Raw genomic sequence first — 18418 nt, 5'->3', positions numbered from 1 at the left:
ATTATTCCATCTCTTGCTATAGCAACCTTACCTGTTTCTTCTGAGATGACTACGATCAGCGCATCTGTATGTTGGCTAATTCCTAATCCTGCACGGTGACGAGTGCCCATAGATTTTGACAACTGCGAGCTATCGTCTGCTAAGGGAAGAATGGTTGCTGCTGAAAGAATAGTGGTCCCTCGAATAATGACAGCTCCATCATGCAAGGGCGTCGTAGTAATAAAGATGGATTCTAATAACTCAGATGAAAAATAGGCGTTCATAATGACAGCTTTATTGGCATATTCATCTAAAGAATCTTGATTTTCAAGGACAAGTAAAGCTCCTACACGTCTCTCAGAAAGACGATAAATGGATTGAGCCATACTATCCAAGAATTTATCAAACTCTGTGACTTCGCGATATTTTTTTCCTTTGACGCTTAGCATGGAAAGTGCCAGACGTAGTTCGGGTTGAAAGATTATTAATAGAGCTACTACCGCCACGCTAACAAAATAATGAATAAGCTTTTCAATCACAGGAAGATGCAGCCAAATTGATAAGGCATAAATACAAGCAACTGCTAACAGACCAAATAAAAGATCCATCGTGCGCGTATTCCAAAAAAAAGAGAGTAAATAGTAGACCACGACGGCAATTACAGCAATTTCAATAGCAGGAATAAACCAACTTAGTATATGCATAGCTTTATTTACTTATTATAAATACTTAATAAATCAATGATATCGCGGTGTGCTTGGATATCATGCACACGAATAAAATCTACATGGGAAAGGATGGCAACCGAATTGATTGCCAAGGTTGCGGGTAATAGCTCATCTGTCGATCTGTTAAGTATCTTGCCCATGAAAGACTTTCGCGAAACTCCAATTAAGACAGGAAATCCTAGCTTCTTAAGCTCTGCCAGATTGTGTATGATTTCAAGATTATGGGCAACGGTTTTTCCAAAGCCAATGCCTGGGTCTAAGACAATATTATGCTCTTTAACTCCCGACTGAATTAATGTATTGATAATATCAGAGAACCAATATTTTAAATAATCGATAATAGATGCTTCATAGCTAGGAGCTTTTTGCATGGTTTGGGGAGTGCCTTGCATATGCATGACACATAATTTTACTTCTGCGGAAGCCGCTATTTCATGCATAGCTGAATCGCGAAACCCTCCTACATCGTTTATCCAGGTAGCTCCCGCTTCGATGGCTTTGGCAGCCACTTGAGGTTTCATAGTATCAATAGAAATAGGGATAGATAGCTCTTGTTTTAGACGCCGAATCAGGGGAATTACCCTTTTTATTTCTTCTTCTAAGGAAACTGCAGGAGCTCCTGGACGCGTAGATTCACCTCCCACATCTAAGATGTCGGCCCCTTCAGCTACCATCTGATGTCCTCGTGCTACAGCTGCAGTCATCTCAAAAAAACGACTTTTATCATAAAATGAATCAGGGGTAGCGTTCAAAATGCCCATGAGTTGTGTTTTGCTCATTCTATTCCCTCAGTAAAATTTATAAAAGCATACAACATTAGGTTTTTTATTTGATGAAAATTTTTATTTCATTAAGCTGAGTTTATCTTAAAAAAAGCGAAGGTTTATAAATGAATGTAGAAATACTAGCGCGGTTCCAATTTGCTCTGACCATTATGTTTCATTATATTTACCCTCCTCTAAGTATTGGCATAGGCCTTATATTAGTTATTATGGAAGGGATCTATATAAAAACTAAAAATCCCATCTATTTGGAAATGGCCAAATTTTGGACTAAAGTCTTTGCTTTAACTTTTGCTATGGGGGTAGCTACTGGAATAGTGATGGAATTTGAATTTGGCACAAATTGGGCCAATTATTCACGTTTTGTAGGAGATGTATTTGGGAGTGCCCTTGCGGCAGAAGGAGTTTTTGCCTTCTTTTTAGAATCAGGTTTTTTAGCTTTGCTTCTTTTTGGATGGAACCGTGTAAGTCCGCGTATGCATTATTTTGCTACTTGGATGGTCTGTCTGGGTGCTCATTTTAGTGCTATTTGGATTGTAGTGGCCAATTCCTGGATGCAGACTCCTGCTGGATTTGTGATTGAGGGAGAGGGAATCAAAGCGCGGGCAGTGATTACCGATTTTTGGGCGATGGTTTTTAATCCCTCTTCTATGACTCGCTTATTTCATACTATTATTGGATGCTGGCTGGCAGGAGCTTTTTTGGTGATCAGCTTAGCCGCTTATTATATTTTAAAGAATCGCCATCATGAATTTGCTAAAAATTCTTTAAAGATTGGCCTGAGTGTGGCGCTGGTTGCCTGCATTTTACAATTAATAACAGGGGATACGAGCGCTCGTATAATTGCTAAATATCAGCCCGCTAAGTTGGCCGCAATAGAAGGCCTTTACAGGACTCAAAAAGGGGCACCCTTATCTATTTGGGGCCTTCCCAATTCCGAGACACAAACCTTAGATTATGGTTTTAAAATTCCTTATCTATTAAGCCTTTTAACTTTTCGTGATTTTAATGCTGAGGTGAAAGGCTTAGACATTATTCCCCGCGAAGATTGGCCACGCGTATCGGTGGTTTTTCAAACTTATCATCTTATGATAGCCACTTGGGCTTGTATGATAATGACTACTTTATTAACTATTTATTTGTGGCGTAAAGGAAGCTTATTTCAGAAAAAATGGGTGCTCCGTCTTCTTGTGGCATCTTCTCTTTTTCCTCAAATTGGTAACCAGGCAGGATGGGTAACGGCTGAGATGGGACGATATCCTTGGATTGTGCAGGGCTTGCTTAGAATTTCTGAGGGTCTTTCTAAATCTGTGGTAGCTGAGCAAGTATTAGGTTCGATCATCCTGTTTGGTATTGTTTATACCTTGTTATTTATTCTATTTGTTTACATGCTCAATGAAAAGTTTAAAGAGGGTCCTATGGACCCTGCGGTTGGAGATGTCTCTACTCTCTATCATCAGCAATATGTGCTTGTCCAAGACGTTTTTACCCAAGATAAGGAAAAGGAATGATTGCTTTAGAAAATTTACAAGTTATATGGTTCATGGTTTTTGTTATTCTTTTAACTGGCTATGCTATTTTAGACGGATTTGATTTAGGTGTAGGAATGATGCATCTATGGGGCGCGAATGATTACGAGCGACGCATCATTCTCAATTCCATAGCTCCGGTGTGGGATGGAAATGGAGTTTGGCTAGTGACCGCAGGGGGAGCTCTTTTTGCCGGCTTTCCACAAGTTTATGCCACTTTATGTTCAGCCTTTTACACTCCTATTATGATCTTACTTACAGGGCTAATTTTCCGTGCCGTCGCTATCGAATTTCGTAGTAAGCAACCTATGGCATGGTGGCGTTGGACATGGGACAGCATGTTTACTATAGCTAGTGTAATTATTTCTTTAACTTTAGGAATAACTATAGGCAATCTGATTGTAGGAATTCCTTTAGATGAGAACGGAGAGTTTATAGGCACATTTCAGACATTATTGCATCCTTATGCTCTTTTGGTAGGTATGATGACACTAGCACTATTTATGATGCATGGAGCTATTTATCTGGTGATGAAAACAGAAGGGTCCTTGCACGATAGACTTCGCCAAAAGGTCAATCCTGCGATCATTTTCTTTATAATTCTTTATGCCATTGCTACCGTGGCTACTCTAATTTATTTTCCTCATATGGCTGAAAGCGTTAAGAATCGCAAAGATTTTTTTATCATTGCCGTTATCAATATGCTTTTGATTGCCAATATCCCTAGAGAAATTTCCAAAGGCCGTGATGGTTGGGCTTTCCTTTCTTCTTGTGGAAATATAATATGCTTAATGGGTCTGTATGGAGCGGGTACCTATCCAGCAGTAGTGCGCGCTGTTAACGACCCCCAGGCTTTAAGTTTAACCATTTATAACTCTTCGTCTTCAGCAAAAACCTTGGAGATTTTATTATTAATAGCGGTTATAGGAGTTCCTCTAGTGATAGCTTACACCATTGTTATTTATAAAGTTTTCTATGGTAAAGTAAAGCTAGATCCTACAAGTTACTAAAAGATTTAAATGACTATTTTTCATTGATATCATAGTCATCCATAGGTTCTTCTATTTTCAAGCTGGCACGTACTTCTCGCATAATAAAAAATGTGCCACAAATAATTAAAACTTGTCGATTTTGCTTGGCAAGAAGCAGGGCTTTTTGAGTGGTATAAGAAATAGTAGCGTCAATGGAGATAGAGCTTAAAGGAAAGTGATGCTCGATCATTTTTTGGTAGAGGACGCCAACCTCTATGCCGCGACCATTAGAAGCTTCTACCAAATGAAAGTGCTCTCCATATTCTTTAAGAACTCTTAAGCAACCCTCTACGTCTTTAGTCTTGGATAAACCAAACATAATTCGTAAGGGCATGTGTGGGTACTTTTGCCTAATAGCCTTAAAAAGATGAATGAGGCCGTCAGGATTATGTCCTACGTCAAGAAGTGTAGGGGGGGCCTGGCAGACAAGCTCAAGCCGGCAAGCCGGCAATGCTTTAAGGCCTAGCTGCAGAGAATTTTCAGAGACAGCAAGTGTTTGCAAAGCTGCCCTAGCAATCGCGCTATTTTCCTCATCAAAATTACTAAAATTACCTGCTACTTGAGTTAAAGGGCTATTTTGCAGCTTGGCGATCTCTTCAATAACAGGCCTAGGAACGCGTGGGCCAATGATAACAGGGACTCCAGGCTTAATAATTCCTGCTTTTTCCTTCGCAATTTCCTCGACCGTTTGTCCTAAATACTCTGTATGTTCAAGGCTAATAGAGGTAATAATAGAGAGCCTGGGAATAACAATATTGGTGGCATCTAGCCGGCCTCCTAATCCAGCTTCTAAGACAGCATATTCAACCTTTTTCTGGGCAAAATAAGCCAAAGCTAGAGCCGTGGTGATTTCAAAAAAGGTGGCAGGGATTTGCTCGTTTGCAATTTTTGTAAATATTTTGTCTAGAAGGGTTTTAGTGGTCTCTTCATCAATAAGCTGGCCATTAATTTTTACTCTTTCACGGAAAGTTGAAATATGGGGAGAAGTAAATAGACCTACACGGTGTCCTTCAGCTTCTAAAGCTTTAGCTATTTTTGTAGTTACCGAGCCTTTGCCATTAGATCCTGCTATATGGATGCATTGATAGTGGCTGGCAGGAAAGTCTAAAACCCTCTGTAGCCTACACATATTATTTAACCCCAGTTTCATTCCTCCATGTTTATTAATGCTAAAAAGCTTTTTGATTAATTCTTTATAGGAGGAGAAATTGGTAGCCATTAATTTAAGGAAACTTTATCAAAATGTTCTTTTAGGATATCAAAATGATCTTTGGCAACCCAGGAAGAGCCTAAAGGTATATGGGGTTTAAGGGCACCATGATAATCTGAGCCGCCAGTAATCAACCATTTGCGATGTTTAGCTATTTTAAGCCAACGCTTATGAGCTTGTTGATTGAATTTAGCGTAATAACATTCTATTCCATCAAAATTCATCTCCAAAAGCTTTTTTAAAGTGGGGGGATGATCCACAAGATGAGGATGGGCAATGATAGCCAGCCCTTTGGCTTGATGAATAATGTTAATGGTATCTTCCAATGTAAAATATTCACCGGGGGCATAGCAGCTTTTTCCTTCACCTAAATACTTATTAAAAGCCTCAGGGATAGAATGAATATAGCCTTTTTTAAGCATAGCTAAAGCAATATGAGGCCTGCCTATCGTTCTGCTAGCATTTAAAACTTTGCCTGCAATAGCTGCTAACACATCTTCTTCCTCTAAAGGAAATCCATGGGCGGCAAGTTTTTTTAAAATTTCGCGATTGCGATGAAGGCGCCTTTCCACATGTTTTTTACAAAAATCTTTAATAATAGGGCTATCGATGGGAAAAGAATAGGCTAAAACGTGCACGCTTACCTCCCCTTGAAAAGAAGAAAATTCTACGCCCGGAATGATTTCCATGCCTAGCTGTTGTGCTAGAGGCAGAACTTGGCTATATGCATCAATAGTATCATGATCAGTAATGGATAAGCCGGATAAACCTAGTTCTGCGGCCATTCTAATGACATCTTCCGGTGAAGAGGTTCCATCAGAACAAGTAGTATGACAATGAAGATCTGCTCTAAACTCTTTCATGCGCGTTCCACTTCATAAGGAATATAGCGTACTTCACTTTCCAACTCGACCTTGCAATGAATTTTTACCTGTTCTTTTATGTGCTCAATAAGTTTTAAAACTTCTTGAGAGGTGGCATTATCCGTATTAACGATGAAATTAGCATGAATTTCAGAAACTTTCGCTCCTCCCACCTGGATACCTTTTAAACCAGCTTTTTCTATTAGAGCCCCCGCATAATGGCAATCAGGATTGCGAAAAATACATCCTGCTGATTTATTGCTGTAAGGCTGCGTTTGCTTACGATAACTAATGATTTCTATTTGCTTTTGACGCGCCTGGGTCGAAGGGGTTAATTGAAAGGTAGCCCCTACAATTGCTCCTCGAATTGATTGAAAGATAGAGGTACGGTAAGCATAAGTGAGTTCTTCTTTGCAAAAAGTTTTTAATTCTCCCTGCTGATTGATAAAATCCACGGATTTTAAAGAATCATGCGTCTCTTTCCCATTTGCACCTGCATTCATATAAACAGCACCACCTACGCTGCCAGGTATGCCAGAGGCAAATTCTAGACCTGACCATCCCTCTCTGGCAGTCTGGGAGCCCAGTAATGAGAAATTATAGCCTGCACCTACATGAAAGATTCCCTCTGGCTGTTGATGTTTAAAATCAATCTTATTGTGAATCACAAGGCCTGCAAATCCACGATCATCAAAGAGGCAGTTAGATCCTTTCCCTAAAATAAAAAAAGGAAGACGACGGGTATGGCAATAAATAAGGGTTGCTTGCATCTCTTCAATCGTATGGACTTCTCGATAATACTGGGCGGCACCTCCAATCCCGAAGGTGCATACGCTTTTTAGTAGCTTGTTATTCTGAAGCTTTGAAGATAGCTTATCATCATTCACGGTATCATTCCTCAGCCATTTCTTTTTCTAAAGGAAGGCTGCTAGATTTTTCCTCGCTTTGAGTCATTTCTTCAATAGTTTTATAGATTTTTTGAAGGTCTATTTCTTCACCAGCTCGTGCTTTGTACAAAGTATCTAAAACGGCATTAACAAAATTTGCTGATTCGGGAGTACTAAATTTTCTTGACATTCTGACTGCTTCGCTTATAGCAACCTTAGGGGGAATATTGCTTGCAAAGAAAAGTTCATAAACTCCTAGGCGCAAAATATTACGCTCGACAGTTTGAATACGATCAAATGTATAAGAAAAAGAAGCACCTGCAATCATTCCATCAATTTCCTCTTGGATAGCTTGTATTTCCTCCACTTTCTGTTGAGCCATAATAACCGAAGAGCGAGAAACGGCTAACTCTTTCATCATTAGCTCAATCATATCTTGTTGATGAGCTTTTCCAATATCATAGCTGTATAGCATCTGAAAAATAATTTCACGTAATTTTTGTAGGGGAAGAGCCATTGCAGTTTCCTTTTTGAGATTAAGTCTACAAGATTAGCTCATAAACATCAATTGCATCACTAAGAATATCTCTGCCCTAAATGTTCGTGATTCTCTTAAAATAGAGGCTATTAAGTTTAAAGCTACGCGAGCAAAAGATTATCCTTGTGGCTAGGGTGACTAAAAATATTCCTTTCCCATTTTATGTAGGCTTAACGCGGCTTGTTTGTCTCATTTCCTGATAGGATTGCTCAAAATTGATCGTCAAAGGATGCAGGCACCCTTGCTTTAATTTAATATAGAGATTCTAGCTACCCTGCATAAGCAGTTTTTTGCTCGCTGAGGAGAAAAAATTGAAGGGAGAAAAAATAGAGTTTAGCTATTAAAAGCGAATAAATTTGAATAATACTTGATTTATGAAATCTTCCTTGTTATGCTATTTACTTCTTAGGGGCAATAGCTCAGTTGGTTAGAGCAACGGACTCATAACCCGTTGGTCCCTGGTTCAAGTCCAGGTTGCCCCACTTTTTCCGCAATACCTCTACAACAGTCTTTTTGCTATTGCGCAAGTGTTACGCAACCTTGCCATTACGCAATTTTTACGCACTCGACTACATGAGACTGGAATAAAGTAGCACAAGGCACTGCCCTTACATAGGTTCAAGTATGGGTCCATTTGCCTCTTTGGCATATTCTACCTACCATTCCAACGCCTCTTTTGAAGCGAAAGGCTTATCGAGTTCATAGAATTCAGTACACAAGGCTTTATAAGGCGTTGATTCTCGATTCATAGTATTGGTTTACGCTGATTTTAATCGCTTTCCAGTTTCATGCTTTGGAGCAAAAATAATTTGATATCCTACAGCATCTAAAATTTTTGATAGGGTATCGAGTGTTATATTTTTTTTTGATCCAGATCTTAGTCCCTGAATAATTGTTGGAGAAACACCAGCAGCAGCCGCTAGTTTTCTCACAGAAATATGATCGTGTTCCATGGCGGCGATCAATAGTTCAGACAAGAGGAGTTCTTTGTATTCTTTATCCAGTAAATCTTTTTGTTCGTCATCTTCGATGAATTCCTCATATGTAGACTTAGCTTTCTTTTTCATAATAGCCTCCTTCTTTTACTCTTTTCTCATAACTTTGATAAGCTTTTAACGCTTGATCCTTTTCACCTTGTGGAAGTTTTTGCGTTTTTTTGATAAAAGCGTTCGTCACTATAATTTTCTTGCCTTTGAAGAAAAAGCAAAGATAACGATCAGGTTGTGGCTTAAAAGCGTAGATCCCATCTCCTTCATTTCTAAATTTCGTTTCGTCGAAGATTTTTCCCTGATCTCCCATTAAACGAAAAAGGTTGAGCAGTTTCCTCTGTTTATCTTTCGGTTGTTCTTTGAAGTATCCAAGTGCTTGGCTATGTCCTTTATGATCATAAAACCACTCAATCGTAAATTCGGTTCCTTCATAAGCAATCCATTGCTTCATTATCATCCTCATTTATCTACCAGCGTACCATTTTAGTGGCACACTGTCAAGAGAAAAGCGATACTCTCTCGTTTTAACGCAAATTTTACGCACTTGACTGGAAAAAACTGGAGTAAAATTACGCAAACTAGCGCAATCAGTGTTTTCTCAAACCGCTGATTTTGCTGTGCCTATGTATTGCCATTTATGCTGGTTTGTGGAAGGTTAGGCGACTCATAATCTGTTGTTCCCTGGTTCAAGTCCAAGTTGCCCCTCTTTTTATAACTTGTTGAGATACCGCCCTTAAGGTTTACGATGATTACATTCAATCATTAAAACCCAAGTTACTAAAATAGGTCGTGGCACACAGGTGGCACACTAAGACTCTATACACCTCAGCAAATCACAGCAATTATCATCAAAGTGATCTTGTCGTTGCTCACGCTAACCACTCAAAATGGAGCATGAGCTAAATGGCAACGATTCAAAAACGTCCTCAAAAAATGGAGCCCTCAGCTATAAAGTATGCTCCGTCAAAGCGATGGCTTTCCTCCTAAATCTTAAAACCTTTCCTCCAAAAGAAGAGGCCAAGCATTGGGCCAAACTAGAAGAAGCACGTAGGCGACAAGGTTATGGTCCTATAGACAAAGAAAAAGGCAAGCAGACTCTAGTCGATCTTATTGATCGCTACATAACAATTGTTCTTCCTAGAAAGTCTAAAGAAGCTCGGAATATGCAGCGGCATCTTGCTTGGTGGCATGATAAAATTGGCAAATATAGTGTACTAAAAATTTCACCTGATTTGATTGCTTAATGTCGTCAGGAGCTTTCTGAAGGGACAACATCAAAACACCTTAAAAGCTGTCCTGCTACTGTCAATCGCTATTTGGCCCTGCTTTGAACTGTCATGGGCATCTGGTATTCGTGAATGCGGTTGGATGACTGATAACCCATGCTTACGAGTAACTAAATTTAAAAAATCAAAAGGAAGGGATAGAATTGCATCTTCTGATGAATGTCTTGCACTATTAGAAGAATGTAAAAATAGCCGTAATGAACATTTGTTGCCTGTTATGCTTTTGGCCATTACTACAGGGATGAGACGAGGAGAGATTTTGAGAGTAACATGGAATTGTATTAATTTTGATCGACAAGAGATCTACCTAAAAGAGACAAAGAAGGGCAGAACTCGAAGTATTTCTATAGTAGGAAAAGCTTGTGAACTTCTTCGATCTCATTATTTAAAAAGAAATGCCCTATTTAAAAAGAAATGCCCTCACAACTTAGCACAAGATAAGGATTTTATATTTAATCCTGAAACGGGTTTAACGGCTTACTACTCGAATAGAAATACCTATTCAAGGTACTTTCATAGCGAAGCATCAATTAAGGATTACATCACCTTGCCTGGATCTTTTGTAAAGCATGTGCGCTCATATCAAGAGCAATTTTGTATCGATTTTTAGCGATTAATACCCTCTAAACAAATCGACACACTTATTGAAGTTCTTTCAATCAAGTGATTTTAGATCTCTGCGATTTTGTCTACTATAATTGAAGGAAATAATATGGCTTCGCTTCTTTCAAACCGATCAAGTGGAATCCATTCTACCCAGTGAGCACTTCCTCTATCTTCATAAATCTGAAAACGATTTATCGTGTAGATGGTTTCATCTGAAAGCTTAATGAGAAAGGCAAAAATAATTTCGTGTCCTTTAATCCCATGATGTTCAAAAATGTTTTCGCAGACTATAGGTTCACCTGTAATGACGAGATTACATCCAAGCTCCTCATAAATTTCGCGCTTTAGAGCCTCTTCAGCACTTTCACCAAATTCAATACCACCTCCGATGGGGCCCCATCCTTTTAATACGCCATCATCATTAAGTACCTCGCAGACAAGCAATCGATTTTCGTGTTTTGCAAGACCTATTACCTTGCCCCTAATCCTGTTATGAGGCCTCTATATTTCACTTGTTGGTAGATTAGAGATCGCATGAAGAGCAAATGGAGTTAATTCCTTTTGAAGGATGTCAGTGAGCCTAACCCAACGGTTTTCTTCTTGAGGCACTAAGCCTGGCTGTTTCTCCCAACCTAATATTTTATAAAGAAGGCCAACTTGATGGAATCCATATGGAACACCGTTATTATCGTAGTTGCCAGTAGAGGTCGCTACACTTAAAAATTCTAACTTAGAAATTGCTATAGAAGATTCTTCCCATAGCTCACGTTTAAGTGTTGCTTCTGGCGTTTCACCGAATTCAATAGCACCTCCAGGAAGTCCCCATAATCCCTCATAAGGTCCTGATGTCTTTTGAGTGAGGAGGATTTTGGAATCTTGAAATATAACTCCATAAGCTCCATGTCTTATGATTTGATTCATGTTATCTGATTTATCCTCTCCAAGCAATGATTTGGATGATAAGCAAGAGGGGTTGATTAAAAACAATATCCTTGAGAAATCCAATAAGACCCATCATCTAACGCTTACTTGGTTTTATCATCAACATTAATACCTTTGAGCTGCTTCAATGGTACACCAAGTGTTTCTTTGTCTTTCCATTTCACTTGTACAAACATATCGTATTCGCAGTTTTCTTCGTCGTTCATGCCAATAATCTCAATAATTTCATCTATTTTCAGCGGAGATGTACTGACTGATTGGATACACTTAGCCTTAAACGGTATAGTCATCGTATCTTGTAAGTAGTAATACCATCCCATAGCTCGTTCCGACTCATTGTAAGCATCTACGATAATTTCCAATTCAATGCGATCTTCAATTTTTTGATTAAATTCTTTAAATTTTTGTTTCCATTTTTTTCTGATTTTTAATGAACCATTTCTACAGGCAACATAGATTTTAGTGCACTGAAAGTGTGGTTATAAAAGGAATTTAACTGTTTTTTTCAAAAAAATCTTTATATAAACCCTCAATGGCGTCTCCAAACCCCCATCCCATATCTTGAGTTTGAACACGGATATTTAAACAACGTTTTTGAAAATTTTCTAGGGCTCCATACTCTTCCATGTCTTTCAGGGTCTTTTCAAACATACTTTCCATGCTATTATAGAATCGTTCGTCAATATCCCCATAATCTAAGGTGCATTTAACCCCATATTCAACATAAGTGAGCTGAAGATCAAGAATACTTAGATAATCAGCGCACACTTTTTTGAAATCGCTAATAGCTTTTCTTGCCACTGAATATTTAAGCTTAGGAAAACCCTTTTTGGGGCAGAACTGTTCTTCCAAAATTTTCTTGTATTTTTGCGCTATATCAGAGGGTGCACGAGGTTCTAAACGAGAATCATAGTATTTCCTTACAAAGTCAAAAGTTTTGTAAAGCGTCAATATTTCATCTAGTAAGGAGTCTTGATCTTGTTTTTGCAGGTGTTCTTTTAATTTTTTTATTGTCATACATAAAGCAGGTTTTGCTATTTATAGAAAAAGACATTTTATCAAGAGAAAATTCCTGCGGCAACTACTTTTTTTTTGCGATTTGCCAGAAAATGAAATTTGGTAGCACACTGGCGGCACAGTGCCATCTTATTTTCATCAATAAATCTCAACACTTGGCATATGGCGATATCAATAAAAGAGTGGCTATCATCTTGGAATCAGAATTTGACGCTATCTTGATTCAACAGTTTGCTGCCGATCTCTGCTTTTGCATTGCCACTGGAGGATCAACTCAGCCACTTGATCTTTATACTGATTATCTCATACGAAAAGCCTTGCTTTTTCTGATTTGTCCTGATGTGGATGCTGCTGGGGCTAAATTTATTAGAAAGATCAAGGGCAACTATAAGCAATCGAAGCTTTGGCCAGAGCTCCCTTAGGGGAAAGTTTCGGAGATGCCTTAAAAGACCACAAAATTGATTTACGCCAATGGATCTTGCAAGGTCTTCCCGAAGCATTAAGGCCTCAACAGAAGATTGTGTCCCACACTTTTACATGCAAAGGCTGTGGAGGGCATCATTAAGGGATATCGATCTTTGACATGACAAGCTGCATGCAATACACTTTAAGCCTATCCACGACGTCAGAAATAACCTCTTCTCTTAAACGATCGAGTTCAGCCTTGAATAATGGGTCTTTCAGCCATTTGAATACGGTTGCAAGTCAAATACCTGCTTTCTGAGCAGCTTCCTTAACCGTGCGACAAGAGAGAAGATAAGCCATAATCTTCTTTTAGCGAGCATTTAGTTCAGCGTTGCATTTCATAGCACATCACTCACATAATTAGAATAATTTATTGTTATTTTAGCACAAGAAATCATCCATTTACAAGCGTTTGAGCATAAATCTAGAATGGAATTATACAAAAAATTTCCAGCAGATCTCTCAAGAGAAAGCATCAACCGCCTATGGGCAAATACCCCCTTTAATCCTATACAACATATCAATTGGAGGCAAGCAGGCAGCTGTCTTTCAAAATTAGCGATACACTTCTCGTCTATGTCCAATCTCCACAACCAAAATGTTTAACACATCTTTCTTAATGGAGTAGACAACGCGATAATCACCGGAACGTATGCGATACAGAAGAGTTTTCTGGCCGTGCAATTTAATGCTTCCTGAAGGCATCGGATCATCTACTAATGTATCGATTTTTTCCAGGATTCTTAAACGATCTTTCTTTGGAACTTTTTCGAGAAACTTCTCTGCACTTTCTGAGATTTCGACTTCGTATTTCACATTAAACGCTCTCTAGCCTTCCTCCATGAAGATGTTTTTTCCTCACCGGATTCAATTCTTTTTAGAGTTTGATGAGCTTTTTCAGCGAGCCACTCATCTTCGAGTTTTTCCATCTTCTCAAAGGTCGCAAGAAGCATGAATTGACGCATGGTTACCCCTAATTTAGCACAAGCCATCTTCAAATAGGCATGCTCGTTGGGATCCATGTCCAAAGTTAAACGGGCTTTATGTGGATTAGTCATAAATCACCTCCTAAATTTATTATACAGAAACACAGAAAACTGTGCAATTAATTATTTATATCCGTTGCTTATTATTAAATATGATATATTTATGCTTTTATAAGATTGAGAAGGTTATATGAAAATTTACGGCAATGACTGAGAATTTAGTATTTATGCTCAGGAAAGAGGCGTCTTTGGAAATAATGATGTTTTAAAAGGAATTAGAAGAACTGGCTATTGTTATGATATGTCATTTTTTGGAACTTCAAATTACTCGAAAGTTGTTGAGCCTACCTTATACATTCACATTCCTAAACTGCTTGGAGTACATTTACAGGAAAATTAAAAGAGTATTGCTTTCCTTGGCGTTGGAAAACTGCCTATTTAGATCAAGAAGATGGGTCTCAACCTCGTAAAATTTTAATATGTACTTCTGTTCGAGATAGCAAAATATCAGTTCGTCTCAATAAATTGATTGGCAAATTATGGTTTATTACAAATTTAATCAACCGTGATAGCTATCATGAAATCTTTGGGAAAGAGTTTCTTAGCCTTTCAGGACAAAATGAACAAGGGGTTACTAAAATAACTCATCCTCTAGGAAAAATTGTAGGAACTTATTTGGGAGGCGGTTCAGGTCTATTTTGTCATATTTATCGCCAACAAAGCTTTTTTTCATTATGTAGATATCACTTGTTAAGAAATTTCTTAGATCAATGGAAAGAAATATCGATTCAGGTAGGACTAATATCAGAAAAAATCTTAATTAAAAAATCCGATGGAGCAGCTATTTCTCGTAGCGGATTAGCGGTATAATTTCCTCAAGGTTCTTACTTGTCCTATTTGTTAAATAAAACTACACGGTTCACTAGCGGTTCACTGACATGCAGATTTCCCCAGAAAAATCCCGCAAAATTCAATAGCTTTTTGGTCTTAAATCCTTTACCGCTAGTGCTCCTAGCGGCTGATTGATATCGGATATGTCGGTATTCTCTCGCCCTCATCACCCGTTGGTCCCTGATTCAAGTCCAGGTTGCCCCACTTTTTATAAACTTGCTTAGAAATATGCGTCAAGCAGGATCTTCTAGCTACATCCATTTAGATGATGAGGAAAAGAATGCCGTTTGGACTACCGGTGGACCACTCACTGGCAAAACAACACAACTAAGTACAATCAATTTTTCATCACTAGCAACAGTTAATCCTAACAATAACCAAGAAGAAAAGGGTTCTGCTGTGAAAGGGATAGATGAACGTAAGAATAGTGACGGCAGTGTAAGCTATCGAGCACGCGTCAGAGCCAAGGGCCATGCGCCAATCCCCAAACCATTCAGCTCATTAATATGAGCCAAAAAGTGAAAAAGCGATACCACCATAGAAGTCGAAAAAGACCGCTATTTCGACAAAGTTGAAGCCCAAAAGCACCCTTTGAGTGAAGCTATCGACAGGTACATCAAGTCGATTTTGCTCCGGAAACCAAAAGATGCCAAGAACGTCCAGCGCCACTTGCTAGGGTGGAAACGCCAGCTTGGTAATTACAGCCTGGATTGCATCAAATCAAGCCTGGTCGCAGGAAAGAAAAGTTTGCTCCTATCAGAAGAAATAAAACCAGGAAAGACCCGTTCGCCAACAGCAGCCATTTGGTATATTTCTAGCCTGTCCCATATTTTTACCATAATGCTTAAGGAATGGGGCTGGGTAACAGAAAACCCAGTGCGCAAAGTTGCAAAACTTCAACTTTCAAATGCTGGCATGCTTCAGAAGATGGAAGAGTCCGTCTACTTGACGTCTGTCACATCTAATAAAACCGGACTAGCAGAAATACGACTCAAGGCATAGCCATTTCTTGTAGCAACTCCTTCTGAAAGTGAAGGATGCCAACAAGCTAAGATTGCCCGTCAAACTTGCTACGAATGGATCAAAGACTCAGTTTCAAAGCAGAATTGAACCGACTGCGCAATCTTATCGTTGAAAATGCTGTGCAACCCTTAAAAGCCCATTCCGTAAAGGTAGTGGATAGGCTAGTCAAATTGCTGGATGTTGAAAATCCTTTCTGCAAAGAAATCTTGCCAATGACATCATAGGGCATCTAATCAAATTTAAGGAGCTTCAGGATATCGAAAAGCGGCTAGAAATTGTGGAGGCTAAATGAAATTCAACACCCGCATCAGAGGTCTGGAAAAAAAGTTCCAGATAAACAGTAAGCTAGGGGTTATCTTCCTAATCCGCTATTGCGACAATATTGATGAGCGGGAAAGGGCACAAGCAGCTATCCTTAACGATTATCTTTCGCAGGGCAACCCCAGGCCAGACTATCGGTTATCTATACAAGATGCAGGCGACAACCAAAAAGAAGGATGTCTGTACTCCTTCTCATTAAATTGATCCATACAGCCCATCACTTCTCAAGTTTTTATTTATAAATTTTTTAATTCCCCCAAGCATGATAGCATGCTTTGCTTGAAGTTAGGTGGGGAAAGATAATCTCTTAAGGGCTTTTCTTTAGAGATTAATATTACAGATCAAATTATTATGATGATTTTTGCGAATTAGAGTAGTTTTAATTTATTATTTCTGATATTATTAAACTTTTAATAAATTAAATTAAAACAAAAGAGTCTTTTATAGACCAAAATGGAAGGTAAAAAAAAATGACCCCAACTTTTTTTGACTTTTTCAAGTCATTTTATTATTCGAACACTTATGTGCCCTCAGTAGACCTCAGTGAGCAAAGATTGTCAAGGCACTTATTAGAAAATGAAGACAACAAAGCTGCAGCAACTGCGCAGCGATTAATATCTGACCCTGAGGTCCAGCAAGTTCTTTCTGAACCACTAGTTTATGATCGTGAAAAGATTATAGAAAAAAATCAAATATTAACAAGGCATGGATTTAATCTGTTAAGCAATAAACCCCTCTTAGATGTTGATGCTCTGGAAAGAATTCGATTTTATAGCGTTATTGAACATGATGAATTAGATGGATGGATAATCAAATCAGGAGCCAGCCGGGTCCCAAAAGATCAATTGATTATTGGGCCAATGAACGATAGAAACGAAATGGCTTTTTTCATCGATGAAGAAAGTATTCTACGAATAGAAATGACAAAGCGGATTCAAAAAGTCGCCCGAGAAGCAAACATTGATGTAGTTCTTCCAAGAAAAAAATTGGTTGTCTATGCAAACTTGGACGGAGTAACAGAACCTAACAGGAAGTATTGTGTAGTTTGTGAAAAAATCAATATTTTAAGTGTTGAAGATACGGTTCAAGCTATCAAAGACATGGATGTAGAACATCAAAGGGAAATAGCCAGGAAAATATCCACTATAGTACAAAAGGCTGGTTTTGTAGACGCCTCCTTTGACAATATTCGTTTAACTCCCGCGGGAAAACTTGCTTTTATCGACACTGAGCCAGCTGGTTTAATGGTCGCAAAGAAACCAGGTTTATGGAATAAGCTTTTTGGCCCCAAAGGTGCCAGTGTTGAAAAATGTGCAAGAATTGGTTTGTTCACCCTCATGCATCAAACATCAAAGGTAATTAGGGGTACACAAACAAGTAGGCTCGATGCTAGGAATTGTGAGCCAGGTTTGGAGGCTTTCCGCACTGAAGTACAAACTCACTATGAAAAGGCGACTCCTCCAAAATTATTAAAATGGAAGATCGCATTAAGTGTTGTTAGCGTTGGACTTATTCCACTTATCAATGCAATTATAGCTTTAGTAAAAACAAAGTTAACTAAACGAACATTCGAAAAGTTACAAGCAATTGATACTCTCTTTATGAGACAGGTTTTTGCATTAACCTCAAAATCCCCAGGTGAACAAAAACGTTTAGTGAAAGAATACCAAGAAAAAAGAACGTCTATTGCAAAGCAATTTTATGCTTATACGGAAGGTGTTCCTTATAAAGTTGCTTTGGTTGTCTAAAATTAAGCCCATTGTGCATGTATCATGATGGGCTTTTTCATTTTGATTGAGCTCTTCCTAGTTTCAGCTTATCAACATACAGATACATGGACCAAACCTGGACCATTCGACTACAGAAGATAGCAAATTATGGCGAATGATTCACATAGATAAAAATCCCTTACACTCCTATCTTGGTTGTCGTTAGCTACTGCTAATGATTGTGATTACTGAGGTTTGCATGGACTCATAACGCGCTGGTCCTTGGTTCAAGTCCAAGTTGCCTCATCCTTTTGCGCCACATCTTGGCAGCTTTCTAAAATCAAACGCTATGGGGTATACTCCTTTTTTTATTTCTTAATTTACTGCAATGATTGATTGACTCTTTTTACGGTATCGATGAAGGACTTCTAATGCTTGATGACTTAAACGAACCATCATCATGCCGTGAGCTTAGAAGGTTTACAATATTTATTACATCATTCACGAAGAAGCTCTGTATTTTGGGAATGATGATTAATGAATCGCTATGATAGGATTTTGGAAAGAAATGATCAACACCCCATTATCGTGAGCATGAGATGATCGATCTTCTTACCATATTGAATAAATTAGAAT

The 18418-nt window shown here is 38.6% G+C and carries 24 protein-coding genes and 1 tRNA gene; 11 read left to right on the top strand and 14 right to left on the bottom strand.

What is annotated here, in order from left to right:
- Together cdaA and folP are read right to left on the bottom strand one after the other, a co-directional pair.
- Positions 1 to 683: diadenylate cyclase CdaA (gene cdaA / locus DB42_RS09995; RefSeq protein WP_044882835.1), on the bottom strand; the 683-nt coding region annotated here is incomplete at its 3' end.
- Between the two features lie 8 nt (positions 684 to 691).
- Entirely contained in the window at positions 692 to 1486 is a 795-nt protein-coding gene (folP, locus tag DB42_RS09990) for a dihydropteroate synthase (protein ID WP_044882834.1), read from the bottom strand.
- A 110-nt stretch (positions 1487 to 1596) separates the two neighbouring features.
- On the opposite strand from folP, the gene DB42_RS09985 reads away from it, so the two are divergent.
- Together DB42_RS09985 and cydB are read left to right on the top strand one after the other, a co-directional pair.
- Positions 1597 to 3000, top strand: coding sequence for a cytochrome ubiquinol oxidase subunit I (locus DB42_RS09985; RefSeq protein WP_044882833.1), 1404 nt, complete (start codon positions 1597 to 1599; stop codon positions 2998 to 3000).
- Positions 2997 to 4028: a cytochrome d ubiquinol oxidase subunit II gene (cydB, locus tag DB42_RS09980; RefSeq protein ID WP_042242411.1), complete on the top strand. Its 1032-nt coding sequence runs from the start codon at positions 2997 to 2999 to the stop codon at positions 4026 to 4028. The genes DB42_RS09985 and cydB overlap by 4 nt, the downstream gene beginning before the upstream one ends.
- Positions 4029 to 4041: 13 nt before the next feature.
- Here the strand turns inward: cydB and DB42_RS09975 are convergent, their stop codons facing one another.
- From DB42_RS09975 to nusB, 4 genes are all read right to left on the bottom strand, one after another.
- The gene (locus DB42_RS09975) at positions 4042 to 5199 is read right to left on the bottom strand and encodes a folylpolyglutamate synthase/dihydrofolate synthase family protein (RefSeq protein ID WP_162180782.1); all 1158 of its coding nucleotides are present in this window, start codon (positions 5197 to 5199) and stop codon (positions 4042 to 4044) included.
- Positions 5200 to 5267: 68 nt separating this feature from the next.
- Entirely contained in the window at positions 5268 to 6122 is an 855-nt protein-coding gene (locus tag DB42_RS09970; RefSeq protein ID WP_044882831.1) for a PHP domain-containing protein, read from the bottom strand.
- The gene (murB, locus tag DB42_RS09965) at positions 6119 to 7009 is read right to left on the bottom strand and encodes a UDP-N-acetylmuramate dehydrogenase (protein ID WP_044882830.1); all 891 of its coding nucleotides are present in this window, start codon (positions 7007 to 7009) and stop codon (positions 6119 to 6121) included. Before murB ends, DB42_RS09970 begins: the two co-directional genes overlap by 4 nt.
- 4 nt (positions 7010 to 7013) lie before the next feature.
- Complete coding sequence (gene nusB, locus DB42_RS09960) at positions 7014 to 7526, bottom strand: transcription antitermination factor NusB (protein ID WP_044882829.1); 513 nt, start codon at positions 7524 to 7526, stop codon at positions 7014 to 7016.
- Between the two features lie 429 nt (positions 7527 to 7955).
- Here nusB and DB42_RS09955 point away from each other — a divergent pair.
- Positions 7956 to 8029: transfer RNA gene (locus tag DB42_RS09955), tRNA-Ile, on the top strand.
- 276 nt (positions 8030 to 8305) lie between these two features.
- On the opposite strand, the gene DB42_RS09950 is transcribed toward DB42_RS09955, so the two are convergent.
- Positions 8306 to 8614 carry a helix-turn-helix domain-containing protein gene (locus DB42_RS09950; protein ID WP_044882828.1) on the bottom strand — a complete coding sequence of 103 codons (309 nt, stop codon included), beginning with the start codon at positions 8612 to 8614 and terminating at the stop codon, positions 8306 to 8308.
- Positions 8598 to 8987: a type II toxin-antitoxin system RelE/ParE family toxin gene (locus DB42_RS09945; RefSeq protein ID WP_042242423.1), complete on the bottom strand. Its 390-nt coding sequence runs from the start codon at positions 8985 to 8987 to the stop codon at positions 8598 to 8600. Before DB42_RS09945 ends, DB42_RS09950 begins: the two co-directional genes overlap by 17 nt.
- Positions 8988 to 9507: 520 nt before the next feature.
- Here DB42_RS09945 and DB42_RS11650 point away from each other — a divergent pair.
- A complete protein-coding gene (locus tag DB42_RS11650; protein ID WP_238579027.1) occupies positions 9508 to 9780 on the top strand; it encodes a hypothetical protein in 273 nt (90 codons plus the stop codon).
- Positions 9781 to 9904: 124 nt separating this feature from the next.
- Positions 9905 to 10432 carry a site-specific integrase gene (locus tag DB42_RS11645; RefSeq protein WP_052436129.1) on the top strand — a complete coding sequence of 176 codons (528 nt, stop codon included), beginning with the start codon at positions 9905 to 9907 and terminating at the stop codon, positions 10430 to 10432.
- Positions 10433 to 10491: 59 nt separating this feature from the next.
- Here DB42_RS11645 and DB42_RS09935 read toward each other — a convergent pair whose 3' ends face one another.
- The 4 genes from DB42_RS09935 to DB42_RS09920 all read right to left on the bottom strand — a co-directional run bounded on the left by DB42_RS09935 (position 10492) and on the right by DB42_RS09920 (position 12387).
- Positions 10492 to 10872 (bottom strand): NUDIX hydrolase, encoded by a 381-nt coding sequence (locus DB42_RS09935; RefSeq protein ID WP_052436128.1) that lies wholly within the window; start codon positions 10870 to 10872, stop codon positions 10492 to 10494.
- Positions 10873 to 10929: 57 nt separating this feature from the next.
- On the bottom strand, positions 10930 to 11349 hold the full coding sequence (locus tag DB42_RS10690; protein ID WP_052436127.1) for an NUDIX hydrolase: 420 nt from the start codon (positions 11347 to 11349) through the stop codon (positions 10930 to 10932).
- Positions 11350 to 11453: 104 nt separating this feature from the next.
- The gene (locus DB42_RS09925; protein WP_080502838.1) at positions 11454 to 11732 is read right to left on the bottom strand and encodes a calcium-binding protein; all 279 of its coding nucleotides are present in this window, start codon (positions 11730 to 11732) and stop codon (positions 11454 to 11456) included.
- Between the two features lie 130 nt (positions 11733 to 11862).
- Positions 11863 to 12387: a DUF6155 family protein gene (locus tag DB42_RS09920; RefSeq protein WP_044882825.1), complete on the bottom strand. Its 525-nt coding sequence runs from the start codon at positions 12385 to 12387 to the stop codon at positions 11863 to 11865.
- Between the two features lie 14 nt (positions 12388 to 12401).
- Between DB42_RS09920 and DB42_RS09915 the strand changes: the two genes are divergently transcribed.
- Both DB42_RS09915 and DB42_RS11380 read left to right on the top strand, forming a co-directional pair.
- The gene (locus DB42_RS09915; protein WP_044882824.1) at positions 12402 to 12809 is read left to right on the top strand and encodes a toprim domain-containing protein; all 408 of its coding nucleotides are present in this window, start codon (positions 12402 to 12404) and stop codon (positions 12807 to 12809) included.
- Positions 12791 to 12952, top strand: coding sequence for a hypothetical protein (locus DB42_RS11380; protein WP_155117504.1), 162 nt, complete (start codon positions 12791 to 12793; stop codon positions 12950 to 12952). Before DB42_RS09915 ends, DB42_RS11380 begins: the two co-directional genes overlap by 19 nt.
- 455 nt (positions 12953 to 13407) lie before the next feature.
- Here the strand turns inward: DB42_RS11380 and DB42_RS09910 are convergent, their stop codons facing one another.
- Both DB42_RS09910 and DB42_RS09905 read right to left on the bottom strand, forming a co-directional pair.
- Positions 13408 to 13668: a type II toxin-antitoxin system RelE/ParE family toxin gene (locus tag DB42_RS09910; RefSeq protein ID WP_044882823.1), complete on the bottom strand. Its 261-nt coding sequence runs from the start codon at positions 13666 to 13668 to the stop codon at positions 13408 to 13410.
- A complete protein-coding gene (locus tag DB42_RS09905) occupies positions 13665 to 13910 on the bottom strand; it encodes a hypothetical protein (protein ID WP_044882822.1) in 246 nt (81 codons plus the stop codon). The genes DB42_RS09910 and DB42_RS09905 overlap by 4 nt, the downstream gene beginning before the upstream one ends.
- A gap of 453 nt (positions 13911 to 14363) precedes the next feature.
- Between DB42_RS09905 and DB42_RS09900 the strand changes: the two genes are divergently transcribed.
- From DB42_RS09900 to DB42_RS09880, 4 genes are all read left to right on the top strand, one after another.
- The gene (locus tag DB42_RS09900; protein WP_044882821.1) at positions 14364 to 14708 is read left to right on the top strand and encodes a hypothetical protein; all 345 of its coding nucleotides are present in this window, start codon (positions 14364 to 14366) and stop codon (positions 14706 to 14708) included.
- A gap of 612 nt (positions 14709 to 15320) precedes the next feature.
- Positions 15321 to 15731: a hypothetical protein gene (locus tag DB42_RS11490; protein ID WP_044882819.1), complete on the top strand. Its 411-nt coding sequence runs from the start codon at positions 15321 to 15323 to the stop codon at positions 15729 to 15731.
- Positions 15732 to 16040: 309 nt separating this feature from the next.
- Positions 16041 to 16277, top strand: a complete 237-nt coding sequence (locus DB42_RS09885; RefSeq protein ID WP_044882818.1) for a hypothetical protein — start codon at positions 16041 to 16043, stop codon at positions 16275 to 16277.
- Positions 16278 to 16543: 266 nt separating this feature from the next.
- Positions 16544 to 17821, top strand: a complete 1278-nt coding sequence (locus DB42_RS09880; RefSeq protein WP_052436126.1) for a hypothetical protein — start codon at positions 16544 to 16546, stop codon at positions 17819 to 17821.
- Positions 17822 to 18418 lie beyond the last annotated feature (597 nt).

Source organism: Neochlamydia sp. EPS4, assembly GCF_000813665.1.
GTDB lineage: Bacteria > Chlamydiota > Chlamydiia > Chlamydiales > Parachlamydiaceae > Neochlamydia.
The sequence above is the reverse complement of the archived record's forward strand: the minus strand, read 5'-3'. Positions and strand labels throughout refer to the sequence as shown.